This is a genomic window from Eubacterium sp. AF34-35BH (assembly GCF_003477765.1).
In the GTDB taxonomy this organism is placed as follows: domain Bacteria; phylum Bacillota; class Clostridia; order Lachnospirales; family Lachnospiraceae; genus Eubacterium_G.
Window position 1 is genome coordinate 275,893 of record NZ_QUDZ01000001.1, and the last position, 14,861, is coordinate 290,753.

At 34.2% G+C, this 14,861-nt stretch carries 11 protein-coding genes; all 11 read left to right on the plus strand.

The window, feature by feature from the left end:
• Nucleotides 1-6 precede the first annotated feature (6 nt).
• The gene (locus DWZ69_RS01245; RefSeq protein WP_022166314.1) at nucleotides 7-792 is read left to right on the plus strand and encodes an ABC transporter permease subunit; all 786 of its coding nucleotides are present in this window, start codon (nucleotides 7-9) and stop codon (nucleotides 790-792) included.
• The gene (locus tag DWZ69_RS01250) at nucleotides 789-1,553 is read left to right on the plus strand and encodes an ABC transporter ATP-binding protein (protein ID WP_022166313.1); all 765 of its coding nucleotides are present in this window, start codon (nucleotides 789-791) and stop codon (nucleotides 1,551-1,553) included. Before DWZ69_RS01245 ends, DWZ69_RS01250 begins: the two co-directional genes overlap by 4 nt.
• A gap of 14 nt (nucleotides 1,554-1,567) precedes the next feature.
• Complete coding sequence (locus DWZ69_RS01255; protein WP_118435741.1) at nucleotides 1,568-3,148, plus strand: hypothetical protein; 1,581 nt, start codon at nucleotides 1,568-1,570, stop codon at nucleotides 3,146-3,148.
• Entirely contained in the window at nucleotides 3,145-4,755 is a 1,611-nt protein-coding gene (locus DWZ69_RS01260; RefSeq protein WP_117999384.1) for an MBOAT family O-acyltransferase, read from the plus strand. Before DWZ69_RS01255 ends, DWZ69_RS01260 begins: the two co-directional genes overlap by 4 nt.
• A 29-nt stretch (nucleotides 4,756-4,784) precedes the next feature.
• On the plus strand, nucleotides 4,785-6,317 hold the full coding sequence (locus DWZ69_RS01265) for a class I adenylate-forming enzyme family protein (RefSeq protein ID WP_022166310.1): 1,533 nt from the start codon (nucleotides 4,785-4,787) through the stop codon (nucleotides 6,315-6,317).
• Between the two features lie 20 nt (nucleotides 6,318-6,337).
• Nucleotides 6,338-6,559 carry an acyl carrier protein gene (locus DWZ69_RS01270; RefSeq protein WP_022166309.1) on the plus strand — a complete coding sequence of 74 codons (222 nt, stop codon included), beginning with the start codon at nucleotides 6,338-6,340 and terminating at the stop codon, nucleotides 6,557-6,559.
• A gap of 176 nt (nucleotides 6,560-6,735) precedes the next feature.
• Nucleotides 6,736-8,463: an indolepyruvate ferredoxin oxidoreductase subunit alpha gene (gene iorA, locus DWZ69_RS01275; RefSeq protein WP_347497427.1), complete on the plus strand. Its 1,728-nt coding sequence runs from the start codon at nucleotides 6,736-6,738 to the stop codon at nucleotides 8,461-8,463.
• 2 nt (nucleotides 8,464-8,465) lie between these two features.
• Nucleotides 8,466-9,041 (plus strand): indolepyruvate oxidoreductase subunit beta, encoded by a 576-nt coding sequence (locus DWZ69_RS01280; RefSeq protein ID WP_117999387.1) that lies wholly within the window; start codon nucleotides 8,466-8,468, stop codon nucleotides 9,039-9,041.
• On the plus strand, nucleotides 9,041-9,877 hold the full coding sequence (locus DWZ69_RS01285) for an amidohydrolase family protein (protein ID WP_118435743.1): 837 nt from the start codon (nucleotides 9,041-9,043) through the stop codon (nucleotides 9,875-9,877). Before DWZ69_RS01280 ends, DWZ69_RS01285 begins: the two co-directional genes overlap by 1 nt.
• A gap of 201 nt (nucleotides 9,878-10,078) precedes the next feature.
• Entirely contained in the window at nucleotides 10,079-11,713 is a 1,635-nt protein-coding gene (locus DWZ69_RS01290) for a class I adenylate-forming enzyme family protein (protein WP_022166304.1), read from the plus strand.
• Nucleotides 11,714-12,067: 354 nt separating this feature from the next.
• Nucleotides 12,068-14,758 (plus strand): YfhO family protein, encoded by a 2,691-nt coding sequence (locus DWZ69_RS01295; protein ID WP_158573337.1) that lies wholly within the window; start codon nucleotides 12,068-12,070, stop codon nucleotides 14,756-14,758.
• Nucleotides 14,759-14,861 lie beyond the last annotated feature (103 nt).

Below are 14,861 nucleotides of genomic sequence, written 5' to 3' on the forward strand. Positions count from 1 at the left end.
AAAGCAGTGAAGAAAAAAACAAAAGGTTTATTGTGTCAGATTATTTTTATAGTAATAGTTGTGGCTATATGGCAGATTGTGGCATACAATTTTGCACAAAACGGAAATGCAAATTTGTTCCCATCCATAGGAATGATTTTTGAAAAAATGATATGGGGATTTACTGAAAAAGGTTTTGGTGGCATTATGCTTCACTCACTCTTACTAATGTTAGAGGGATTAGGTATAGGGATAGTTTTAGCAATTGTATTATCAGGTATATCTGTTATCTCAGATTCATTTGCGGCAGTTTACAACATGGTTGTATCTATGTTTGACCTGATTCCGGGAATTGCTTTAATTTCAGCAATTATAATTTTTCTGTATGGACAAAACGATATTGCCATTGTGATTTTGGTGGTTCATTCAGTTGTGTGGCCTATGTCACGTAGTATTATTGATGGCTTTAATGCTGTGCCAAAATTATATTTGGAAGTTGGACAAAATATAGGTCTGTCACCAATAAAACTTTTGTTTGGAGTTTTCATTCCGGCGGCAATGCCAAGAATTTTCTCAGGCATAAAAGTTGGTTGGGCGAGAGCCTGGAGAGGGCTTATTAGTGCGGAAATGGTTTTTGGTGGAGCAGGAACTATTGGTATGGGATATTACATTACTCAAAGAAGAGATAATAGTGACCTTGCAAGTATATATGCAACAATAATCATAATTATAATGATTGGACTTGTTGTGGAATACGGAATTTTTAGAACTATTGAAAATAGAACATTTAAGAAATGGGGTATGACACGATGAGCAACAATGAGATTTTAAAAATAGAAAATTTAAAAAAGACATATAGCAATACTACTGAACCTGTTTTGAAGGGAATAGACTTAAGTATTTATGAAGGAGATTTCTTGTGTGTGCTTGGACCATCAGGTTGTGGAAAATCAACCATGATTAGATGTATTGCAGGTTTTGAGGATTATGAAGGAACAATTGAAGTTAGTGGCGAAAGTGTAAAAGGTCCCGGTACTGACAGAATTATGGTGTTTCAGGACTTCAATCAGTTGTTTCCGTGGAAGACAGTTCTTGGGAACATAACATTTCCTTTAAAGAGCAGTGGCATGAAGGACAAAAAAGAAAGAATAAAGAGAGCTGAGAAATATTTAGACAAGGTGAATCTTTTGCAATACAAGGACTACTATCCACATCAGCTAAGTGGTGGTATGAAACAGAGAGTAGCTATTGCTAAAGGAATGGCATTAGGTTCAAAAATCATTATGATGGATGAGCCATTTGCAGCATTAGATGCAATGACAAGAAATCAAATGCAGTCAGAACTTATGCACATAAAAGAAAAAGAGAAAATGACAGTTTTATTTATTACTCATAACATTCAGGAGGCAATTGCCCTTGGCAACAGAATTATGGTTATGTCAAAGGATGGTTTAATTAAGGAGCATATGTACAATCCAATTGAAAAACCGGTAACTCCTGCTAGTGAAGGATACGGAGAGTTATGGGAACATTTGAATAGCATGTTGACGGAAGAAAATACTAAAGAAAATTAATGTGGAGTTAGACAATGAAAAGAAAATTGAAAATATTAGCAAAAATAGTTTGTTTTTGCCTGATATTTGTCCTACTACTTGATTTTGTTAATGGGTTATTTAAGCCAAAGTGGTTAGAGGACAGATGGGCATCTTCAAAAACAAATGTAAGTTTTTATAAGCTGGAAAAGAACAGTACAGATGTGTTGTTCTTTGGCTCCAGTGTTGTAGCTGCGTCAGCGGATCCTTTTCAATTATACAATGAATATGGAATATCTTCTTACAATTTGAGTGTGGTTTCCCTAACTATGAGCGGAACATATTTTTGGGTAAAGGAAGCTTTACAGACACAAAAGCCAAAGGTGATTTTTGTTGAGGTTAAAACTCTCGGAAGAAAGCATGACAAGTTAGAAAGTAAGGCAAGAAAGTCTTATGATTATATGCGACTTGGAAAAACAAAATTAGAGTACGCTTATGCCACAGTGAACTCTGATAAGGAAATAAAAGATAATGAGGAAGCACAGGGAATTTTTGAATATCTCTTTCCACTTTCACTTTATCACACAAGATGGTCTGAGTTAGACTATGACGATTATGATTTTGTTTTGGGCAACAATAATTCAGATACAAAAGGCTACGCTGCATTAACAAATACTTTTAAATATACATCAAAATATGATAAGGCAAGTGATGATGCAGGAAAGTATGACGGATTCGATGCAAAAAAAGTTGAGTACAGTAAATATAACGCCACAAACAAAGAGTATGTTGAAAAGATTGCAAAGTTAGCAAAACAAAATAATGTGGAGCTTATTTTATACAAAACACCGGATACAAGCTGGAGTGTTAAAAAGTACAATTATGTAAATGATTTAGCAAAGGAATTAGGCGTTAAGTATTTAGATTTTAATTTGAAGTCTATGAGAAAAGCTGTAGGCATTAATTTTGCTGAAGATGGTGCAGACAATATCCATATGAACATTAGTGGTGGAAAAAAGGTAACATCTTACATTGGAAAATATTTGACAAAGAATTTTAATCTTACAAATTATAAAGAAAAAGATTCTAGTGTGACAAAGAGCTTCCAGTGGGAAATGGCAACTTATGAAGCTCAGATGAAAAATGCAAAACTTTTAAAAGAAATGAATTTAAATAATTACCTTAAATTAATAAATGACAAAGATTATGCATTTATTGTAGTTGCAGGTTCATCATCACATAAGTTGAATTTTTCAACAGAGCAGTTAGATCTTTTTAAGGATATGAATATAAAAATTGACAAGTTCCAAAAAGATTCTGTTTATGGAAATAATTTTGTTTATGTATCAGAGGACGTAAAGTCAGATGCAAGTATCAATATATCAAAAGAAGAAGACAAATACACAACAGCGGTAATAGATCAGGGGGGACAGTTTAGTGATGGAATGTCTTACTCAGCAAAAGTTAGCGGTGGACTTTGTTCAGTAAGAGTAAACAACAATGCCTGTGGTGATGTGTATGAGGATGCCATGAATATTGTTGTTTACGATAAGAAAACAAAGTCAGTTATAGATACAGTAAGTTTAAAAAATAATGCTTATGGAACTGTAAGTATAGGGAGAAAGGGCAAAGGATGAGTTTTACAAGTTTAAGTTTTTTAGGTTTTGTACTTGTGGTTGCAATTTTGTACTTTACCCTGTTTAGAAAGTGTCAGTGGTTTTTACTGCTACTTGCAAGCATTGCTTTCTATATGTTTTCAGGTCCAAAGTACATAGTTTATATTAGCATAACTGCTGTTACAACATATTTGTTTGCAGGAAAGATACAAAAACTTCATGATAGAGAAAAGAAGATTATTGGAAAACATGATTTCTCAAAAGAAAAGAAGAAATCCATAAAGAAACATTTTACAGCAAAAAGAAAAGTCTGGTTATTGCTGGATTTAGTTATAAATTTGGGTATGCTGTGTGTAATTAAGTATATGGATTTTGCACTTCGCGGTATGTCCGCAGTGCTTGCAAAGTTTGGAGTTGACTGGTCAAAATCTGTGAGTTTTGTTTTACCACTTGGTATATCATTTTATACTTTTATGACAGTAGGATACATACTCGATGTTTATTGGAAACGATATAGAGCAGAGAAAAATATTTTGAAGCTTGCTTTGTTCACATCGTATTTTCCACACATAGTTCAGGGACCAATTGGCAGATATAACAAATTAGCAGAACAGTTTAATCAAAGATATAAGTTTGATTATGACAGAGTAAAAAAAGGTTTGCTGTTAATGTTATGGGGTTATTTTGAAAAAATGGTTATTGCAGACAGGTTGGCTATTTTCGCTAACGGCGTATATGCAAAGTGGGACGAGGTTACAGGTTTACCGTTAGTGCTTGCAATTATATTTTTTTCAATGCAGTTGTATTTAGACTGGACAGGGTGTATGGATATTGCAAGAGGTGTTTCACAGATTTTTGGAATAGAGCTGGAAAGAAATTTCTGGCATCCTTATTTTTCAAAAAACATGCCGGAGTTTTGGAGAAGATGGCACATTACACTTGGGGCCTGGTTTAAGGATTATTTACTTTATCCTGTTTCAATGTCGAAGCTTTGTAAATCAATTAACAGATTTACAAGAAAGAAGTGGGGCAATCAGGCATCAAGAGCATTTTCAACAGTAATCCCTGCAGCATGCGTATGGATTGTAACAGGTATGTGGCATGGAGCGGCAATGTGCTACGTGCTATGGGGTGTGTATCATGGAATCTTGATTATACTTGGAGCAGTGTTTGATGTACCAATACAGAAATTAAATAAGTTATTGCATATTAACACTGAATGTTTTTCATTTAATTTATTTAGAATGGCAAGAACATTCTTATTGTCCGCCATTGGTAGAATATTTTTTGTATCTACAGCAGGTTTCCATCATGCAGTATTGATTATCAAAAGAACTTTTGATTTGAGAAATTTTGGATTACATACATTATGGGACGAAAGCCTATATTCTTTTGGACTGGACAGACATGGGTTTACACTATCGCTTATTTTAATTGGGTTAGTTTGGTGTGTTAGCATGTTACAGGAAAAATTTGATAAAGATAACAAGGGCATTAGAGATGTAATTTGCGAACAGAATATTATTTTCCGTTGGATATTATATTTTGGTTTAATATTCGGAATTATTATATTTGGTATATATGGTTCAGGATATAATGCAGGAGCATTTGTTTATGGACAGTTTTAGTAATCTCTAATTGAAGAAAGGACACAAAAATGGAAGAACAGATAAGTTCAATTGTTGAAGCATTAAAAATAAATGCTGAGAAAACACCTGACAAATTATGTGTAGGTGATAAGAAAAATCAGGTTACTTATAAAGAATTCTGGAACATGGTAAAAAAGGCGGCAGTTTATCTTCAGGAAAAAGGCGTACAAAAAGGAGATATGGTTGTTATTCGAGGAGCACAGAAAGTTGAATTTTTGTTAGGAGTTTTCGGTGTACAACTAGCAGGTGGTGCTGTTTGCCCTCTTGAAAAAGCCATAAAAGACGACCGTATTATGGAAATAATGAATTTCGTTGATTCAAATATTTATTTAGCAGAAAAACCTGTAAAGAATACAACTGTTAATAATATTAGTTTGAAGGAAATGTTTAAGGTTGTCCAAAATAATGAGGCAGTAACACCAAATGAAAATACAGACAACAGTGAAGCAGTTAATTCAAAAGAATTTAGTTTACCGGCTAGTGATGATTTGTCCGAAATTTTGTTTACTACAGGGACAACAGGAAAGTCAAAAGGAATTGAAGTTACATTTGGGTGTAATGTAGCTATTGCACAAAACGTTATTGACAGTGTTGGTATGGAAAAGGATGAGATAGAATTGATTACTACACCAATTAATCATTCCCTGGCAATAAGAAGATCTTACGGTGCAATTTACAATGGAAGTTCAATTGTTTTAACAGATGGAATCAAGTTTGTAGAGGACTTTTTCAAATTATTAGACAGATACAAAATTACAGCAATTACTTTTGTACCTGCAATACTTGAGCAGGTTCTAAAATTTGCAAAGGACAGATTTGCAACCTATGATAATCAATTTCACTATATTCAGTTAGGTTCAGCACCATTGTCTGAAACAAATAAAGAAATATTAACAAAAATGTTTCCAACTACAAGATTGTACAATACATACGGGGCTACAGAGTCAGGTTGTACAGTGATTTTGGAATTTAGCAAATATGGTCACAAGAAAAAATGTATTGGCCGAACAACAGTTAATACAGAAATCTTATTTGTAGATGACAAGCGAAATATAGTAGAAGCTTCGTTGGAAAAACCGGGCATACTTGCTTTTAAAGGTAAAATGAATATGCGTTCTTATTACAAGGAACCTGAAATTACTAAAGAAGTGATGGATGAAAACGGTGTTGTGTATACAAATGATTTAGGCTACTTAGGTGAGGATGGCTTAGTGTATCTTCTTGGCAGACAGGGAGATGTTATTAACATGGGTGGAATCAAAATTGCACCTACTGAAATAGAAGAAGTAGCTATGAAGCATGAAATGATTAAAGATTGCGCATGTATCCCGATTAAAGATGAAATAACAGGTGAAGCCCCTAAGTTGTTTGTAACTTTAAATGAAGGATATCAACTGGATCAAAAAGAGCTTTCCAAGTATCTTTTATCAAAACTTGAATCTTTAAAAGTGCCAAAGACTTTTGAGGTTATAGATGAAATTCCAAGAACTTTCAATGGAAAAATCATAAGAAAACAGTTGAAAGCATTGGAAAATAATTAAAGAAAGATTGGAGAATGAATATGAGAGATGAAGTTATTGAAATTTTAGAAATGATATGCCCAGACATTGATGTAAACGATGAGGACATGAACCTTCCGGAAGATTTAGATTCCATGGACATAATTGCGTTAATTGCAGAACTGGAAGATAAGTTTGATATTGAAATAACAATGGAAGAAAAAACAGAAGAAAACTTTGAAAACATTGACACATTAGTGGCTATGATTGAAAGACTTCAGTAGAAGTAAAAGGCATCCCATGTTGCAGGAACAGGCACAAAGGGATGCCTTTTCTAGTGGTGGGTTTCATTGACTTATAGAAATGGATAAATTATAATATACTTTATGACTTTAAAGCAGTGAAAAAAGTGTCTATTTTAAAAGAGAGGTAGGATATAAAAGTGAGTAAAAAGACAATTATGTTAGGCAATGAAGCTATTGCCAGAGGTGCTTACGAAGCAGGAGTTAAGGTGACATCAGCATACCCAGGGACTCCAAGTACAGAAGTAAGTGAAAACGTAGTGAAATATGATGGTATTTATGCAGAATGGGCTCCAAATGAAAAGGTTGCTGCCGAAGTGGCTATCGGTGCATCTATGGCAGGAATCCGTTCTATGACAATGATGAAGATGGTTGGTTTAAATGTAGCAGCAGATCCACTTTATTCAGGTTCATACATTGGAGTAAATGGTGGTATGGTAGTAGTTGTTGCAGATGATCCGGGAATTTACAGTTCACAGAACGAACAGGATACAAGAATGGTAGGTCGTGCGGCAATGATTCCCGTTATTGAACCATCAGACAGTGAAGAAGCAAGAGTGTTTACAAAGAGAGCGTATGAAATATCAGAAGAATACGATACACCAATTATTTTAAGAACAACAACAAGACTTGCTCATTCACAGGGAATTGTTAATTTAGAAGATAGAGTAGAAGTAGAAGACAAACCTTACGAAAGAAATGTTGCAAAAAATGTAATGATGCCAGGAAACGCAATTAAGGCACATGTACGTGTAGAAGAACGTATGAAGAGACTAGAAAAAGATGCATGCACATTAGATATTAACAAGGTTGAATACAACGACACAAGTATCGGTATTATTACAAGTGGTATTCCTTACCAGTATGTAAAAGAAGCATTACCAAATGCATCAGTGCTTAAACTTGGTATGGTTCATCCTTTAGCAAAAGATTTAATTAAGGAATTTGCAAGCAAGGTTGACAGAGTTGTAGTTGTAGAAGAACTTGAACCTGTAATTGAAGAACAAGTTAAGGCAATGGGAATTGAATGTGATGGTAAGAATTTATTTACAATTCAGGGAGAATACAGTGCAAACATGTTAAGAGAAAAACTCCTTGGGGAAAAAGTGGAAATAGCAGAAGCAGAAGAAGCACCTGCAAGACCACCAATTCTTTGTCCTGGTTGTCCACATAGAAGTACATATTCAGTATTAAAGAAATTAAGAATTCATGCAGCAGGCGATATTGGATGCTACACATTAGGTGCAGTTAATCCACTTGGAGTAGTTGATACTACATTATGTATGGGTTCAAGTATTTCAACTCTTCATGGTATGGAGAAGGCAAAAGGTAAAGAATACATTAAGAATTGGGTTGCAGTAATAGGTGACAGTACATTTTTACATACAGGTGTAAACTCACTTATGAACATGGTATACAACAAATCAACAGGAACAGTTATTATTCTCGACAACTCAACAACGGGTATGACAGGTCATCAGGATCATCCGGCTACAGGAAAGACTTTAGCAGGAGAACCGGCTTATGCAGTAGATTTAGTAGATTTATGTAAGGCATTAGGTGTACAGCACGTAGAAGTTGTTGATGCATTTGATGTTGAAAGATTAGCAAAGGTTGTAAAAGAAGAAGTTGCAAGAGACGAAGTTTCTGTAATTATTTCACAGTCACCATGTGCATTGTTAAAATCATTTGTTCCAAAGGGCAAGTGTTACACAATTCCTGAAAAATGCGTAAAATGCGGTCAGTGTTTAGTTCCAGGTTGTCCTGCAATGACAAAGAATGCAGACGGAACAGTTGCAATTGATAAGACAATGTGTAACGGTTGTGGACTTTGTATGAGTAACTGTAAATTCGGAGCAATTGAATTAGAAAGAAGAGGAGAATAATCATGGCAGAAACAAAGAATATTATGATAGTAGGCGTTGGTGGTCAGGGTACTCTCCTTACAAGTAGAATTTTAGGTGGTATCACTGTAGAAAACGGATATGATGTAAAACTTTCAGAAGTACACGGTATGGCACAGCGTGGCGGTAGCGTTGTTACTTATGTAAGATATGGCGAAAAAGTAACAGAGCCAATTGTTGAAGAAGGTCAGGCAGATGTGCTTATTGCTTTTGAAAAATTAGAGGCATTACGTTACGCACATTTCTTAAAGAAAGACGGAGTAATTATTGTAAATGATCAGAAAATAGATCCTATGCCTGTTGTAACAGGTGTAGCAAAATACCCTGAAGGTATAATTGAACATCTTTCTGAGAAATATAAAGTTATATCAGTTGATGCTCAGAAAGAAGCTTTAGAATTAGGTAATTCAAGAGTATTTAACGTAATTATTCTTGGTGTTGCAGCAAGCAAAATGGATTTTGAGAAGGAACAGTGGATTGAAGTAATAAAGAAAAAAGTTCCACCAAAAACAATTGACATCAACGTAAAAGCATTTGAGAGAGGTTACGAAATAGGTTAATGATAATTGATATTCATGCACATACATTTCCTGAGGCTATAGCAGATAAGACTATAGCCAACATGGAAAAAGAAATCTTAAAAGGTCAGAAGATGGTGGTAAAACACGAGAGAATACCAACATTGCAGGGATTAATAGAAAGCACCCACAATGCAGGCATAGACCTGTCAGTGGTTTGTCCCGTAGCTACCAACACAAGGCAGCCTGAAAAAATTAACAGACTATCAGTGGAATACAATGAAAAAATGTCAGAAAACAAAATCTTTTATTTCGGGGCAATTCATCCTAATTGCGAGAATTACAAAGAGATAATTGATGACATTGTGGCAATGGATTTAAAAGCCATAAAAATTCATCCTGACTATCAGAATACTTTTTTTGATGACGAAAAGTATTTAAGATTAATTGATTACGCAGCAAACAAAGACTTGGGAATTATTGTACATGCAGGTGAGGACGTAGGTTTACCAAGCAGAGTGCATTGTACCCCTGACATGGTTCTTAATTTGTGGAAACACATTCAGCCGGAGAAGCTTATTTTGGCACATTTAGGCGGTTGGAGAATGTGGGATGAAGTAGAAGAAAAATTAGCCGGTCTTCCAATGTATTTTGACACAGCAGTTGTATTAAATAAAAAATTCCCTGTAAAAATATCACAGGAACAATTTGCGAGAATAGTCAGAAAACATGGGGCAGACAAAGTTATTTTTGGAACAGACACTCCATGGTACGACCAAAAGCAGGCTTTGGAAGATTTTGAAAAAGTAGGATTATCAGAAAAAGAAAATAAAATTATTTTAGGCGAAAACGCAAATAACTTATTTAATTTTTTCTAGGTTAGAGATTATAAGGCATTTAGACTATAAATCATAATTAAGAAGTTCTAACATAGAAGAAATTAAAAACGTAACATTGTCAGGCAGTGTTATATTGCAGAAATGAAACAATATTCATAGACAATGTTTTAGTGTAGAAACTAAAAATAACATTTATAGATAATGTTATACATCAAAATAAAGAGAGAGAAGGACAAGTAAATGCCAATTACAGAATTATTGGAGAGAAATGCAAAAGAATTTGCAGATGATGTGGCTTTAGTAGAAATTAATCCTGAAATTCAGGAGAAAAAGAGAGTTACATGGCGTGAATATGAATTGATTCAGCCGGATTTGCGTCAGCAATATAGAAGAGAAATTACATGGCATGTATTTAACGAAAAGGCAAACAGAGTTGCTAATTTGTTAATTAGTCGTGGTGTCAGAAAAGGAGACAAAGTTGCCATTCTTATGATGAACTGTTTAGAATGGTTACCTATTTACTTTGGTATTTTGAAAATGGGAGCTTTGGCAGTTCCAATGAACTTTAGATTTGACGAACATGAAATTAAATACTGTTTAGAATTATCAGAAACAGACGTGCTTTTCTTTGGACCTGAATTTATTGGAAGATTAGAGGAAATAGTTGATGAAATAGATGAAAAGAGAATTCTTTTCTATGTAGGCGGTGACTGTCCATCATTTGCCGAGGATTACAATGAATTGGTATCTAACTGTTCATCACTTTCACCGGACGTGAAAATCACAGACAAGGACGATGCAGCTATTTATTTTTCATCAGGTACAACAGGATTTCCAAAGGCTATTTTACATAATCACGAAAGCCTTATGCATGCAGCAAAGGTTGAACAGAATCATCATGGACAAACAAAAGATGATGTATTTTTGTGCATACCACCTCTTTACCATACAGGTGCAAAAATGCATTGGTTCGGTAGCTTATTAACAGGTGGCAAGGCAGTCCTTCTAAAAGGTGTAACACCAAAAACAATAATGGAAACAGTTTCTAATGAAAAATGTACAATTGTATGGTTATTAGTTCCTTGGGCTCAGGACATTCTTCTTGCATTAGACAGAGGAGAAATTAAAAAAGAAGATTATAATTTAGACCAGTGGAGATTGATGCATATTGGAGCACAGCCTGTTCCACAGAGTCTGATTAAACGTTGGAAAGAATATTTTCCACATCATCAGTACGACACAAACTATGGTTTAAGCGAATCAATTGGACCTGGTTGCGTACATCTAGGCGTGGAAAACATACATAAAGTAGGTGCTATTGGTATCCCCGGCTATGGCTGGGAAGCAAAGATAGTTGATACAGATGGCAATGAAGTGGCTCAGGGTGAAGTTGGAGAACTTATTGTAAAAGGTCCCGGAGTTATGACATGTTACTATAATGATGAGGAAGCAACAGCAGCCTGCTTAAAGGATGGCTGGCTTTACACAGGTGATATGGCTGAAATGGACGAAGACGGCTTTATTTACTTAGTTGACAGAAAGAAAGACGTTATCATTAGTGGCGGTGAAAATATTTATCCTGTACAGATTGAAAACTTCTTAAGCAAGCATCCAAAAATAAAGGACGTTGCCGTAATCGGCTTAGCGGATGAACGTTTAGGTGAAATCTCCGCAGCAATCATTGAATTAAATCCTGATACAGAATGCACAGAAGAAGAAATTAATGAATTCTGTAAGGAACTTCCAAGATATAAGAGACCTAGAAAGGTGATTTTTGCGGAAGTACCAAGAAATGCCACAGGAAAAATCGAAAAGCCAAAGCTTAGAGAAATTTACCATAGCAAGAATTTAGTAGACGCACAGAACAGAGGCTAGACATTATTAAAGAATATATTGGTATCAGACAGAAATTAAAAAAACATAAATAATTAAATAATAAATAATAAAAATCGTTGTATCAAATAATTGATACAGCGATTTTTTCGCCCTACCGTTCATATCTTAAGATTTCCTTAAGTTTTAATTAATTCTTATTTAAATGCAATATTTTTCGCAATTTTTACGTTATTCTTATTAGAACAACTTGGGAACTACAAAATTATAACAAAAGAAAGAGCAAATAATTTAAAGAAAAAGTAGTTCACGATAATTTAAGTAAAAAGCAGGTTAAAGATGACAGAAAGAGAAAATTGTGATAAAATGTTGATGACTAAAAGGAGAAAAGAAAAAATGAAAAATTATAGTAAAGCAAGAAAGGCGGGGATATTTTTACTTGCCTATACTTTGTTGTTTGTAGGGTTAGCCTCTTGGCTAAGTTATGTTTTTGCCCAAAGTGGCAAGACTTTTATTTGGAATGTTGATGGAGCATTTCAGCATGTGGTTGTATTGAAATACATAAGACAGGCTCTTATAACATTTTTTACAACCGGGAAATTTGCTATGGTAGATTACACCATAGGACAGGGATTTGATGTAATTGGAACCCTTAATTATTATGGACTTGGAGACCCTGTTACATTATTAACAGTGTTTTTCCCAAAGGATTCGCTAGAATTAACATATCAGATTCTGGCACTTGTAAGAATGTATTTAAGTGGTTTGGCAGTTGCGTATTTATGCAAAACAATAGGTAGAACAAATATTTATTCTGTTTTGCCGGCATCACTTTTGTATGCGTTTTCAGGTTTCGCACTAATAGGCGGAATCAGACATCCAATGTTTTTCTGCGGCTTAATGTATTTGCCACTTTTAATTGCAGGTGTGGAAAAAATAATAAAAAACAAAAAGATAGGTACACTTGCAATGGTAGTTGCTTTTGCATTTGCAAGCAATTATTATTTTATGTACATGAGTACAATAATGGCGGCAATTTATTTCTTCGTTAGACAAATTGGAATGTACAAGTCAGAAGGAATAAAGAAGTTTTTTGTAAAAATCGGCAAAATAATTTTGGCTTACATCTGGGGAATTGCAATGGCAGCAGTTATATTATTTCCATCAGTTTATGCATTCCTTAACAATCAGAGAAACAGTGCAAAATTAGTAACACCACCATTAATCGGCAGTAGCAAATATTTTAAGATAATGTTTAAAAGTATGTTTGTGTCATCAAGTGCTTTAAATGACTGGTGTTTACCGGGCATTGGTATACTTGGTATTTTGGGGATTATCATTATAATTGCCAATTGGAAAAAATCAGACAGAAAAATTATATTAGGTTTTTTAATAATACTACTAATGCTATGCTCGCCATACGTTGGAAAAGTAATGAATGGCTTCTCATATCCAACAATGAGATTTAGTTATGGTATGGCACTTGTTTTGTCAATAATGCTTGCCATATCAATTGACAGACTAAAAGAAATAAAGAAAATACCGGCTATAGTTTCAAGCATTTTAATGCTGGTAGCAGGTGTGATTGCTTTTCTAATTGGAAAAACACAAAGAAAGCCTTTTGTGTGCTATGAAGCAGCAATACTGGCAATCATTGCGACAATTATCTTAGTGGTTTATTTCTTAATAAGAAATAAGAAATATTCATATATACTTTTATATGGAATAACTTTGGTAGCAGCTATAAACATAGCATGCAACAGTTACGGTCTATTTAGTTCAAAGGAATTATTTACCTGTGCAACTTATGTGGACCGCGGCAATCTTGATAATTATATGGGAATTAATGGGGCAAAAGTAGCATCTGAAATAAAGGATGATTCATTTTACCGAATCGAGAGAGATATTGATATGAAAAACAGCTCCACATATTTTGGTTTTAACCAGCCGGGATTTTATTGGAGTGTTATACCTAGTGGTATGTCAGATTTGTATGTATCAACAGGTATTTCCAACTATTACAAGACCTATGTAATGAAGGGGCTTGAAACACGTTCAGGTTTGATGGCTTTAGCAGGAATTAAATATTATGTAACATACGGCTTTTTAAAGCCTTATGGTTTTGAAAAAATAGATACAAAAGTTTCAGACGGCGTTACCTACAATATTTATGAAAATAAATATGCCCTCTCTCTTGGAGTAACATATTCCAATTATATGACCAGAGAGCAGTACGATAAGCTTTCATTAGTTGAGAAAGAATATGCATTACTTGGAAGTGCAGTTGTAGATAATAAAGTAGATGGAATTGAAAATAAATCAAAGTCAGTTACAGTGAAGAAACTACCTTTGAAAGTTGAGAAAATTGACAAGGTTAAAATTAAAAAGAAAAAGAAGATTAACCAATTCAAAATGAAAGCACACAAAGGTGGCATTTACAAATGCTCATTTGATGGCGAAAAGAACAGCCAAAGTTATATAGTTTTTGACAATGTTTATGCTAAAGATACAAGTGTAGACAGACATGCTGCAAAATTTAACAGCCGACATGGATATGGTAGATTACGTGTTATTGGAACAAAGACTGATAACTATTTTGTAAAAAGAGGAAACGTACTTAATTTAGGTTACTCCAAAGAAGAGCAGAATCAGTTTAGATTGAAGTTTTATAAAAAGAGAAAATACTACTTCAAGGATGCCTATGCAGTTACAATACCTATTTCGGAGTATGCAAACCGAATTAACAAGCTAAAAGAAAATACTCTTGAAAATGTTAAGATGGACACAAATCTTATTACAGGAACAATTAAGGCTGACAAGGATGAAATTCTACAGCTGTCGGTTCCTTACAGTAAAGGCTACACAGTATACGTTGACGGAAAGAAAACAGATACTTTCAGTTCAAGTATAGCGTATCTTGGTGTTAAACTTTCAAAAGGAAACCATAACATACGTGTGGAATACATGGCACCGTTCTTCATACTGGGATTAATTGTTACAATTTTAAGTGTCTTGATTTTCTTGGGATATCTGTTACAGGATATAGCAAAGAAAAGAAGCTTAAAGTTAGATAAAAAAGAAGTTTAATATTAAATATAGAAAGTGATTAGAAAGAACAATGTTTTTAAATTATAAAGCATTGTTCTTTTTATTTCTTCTTTTCAGAAATATATTGACTTTAATACAAATG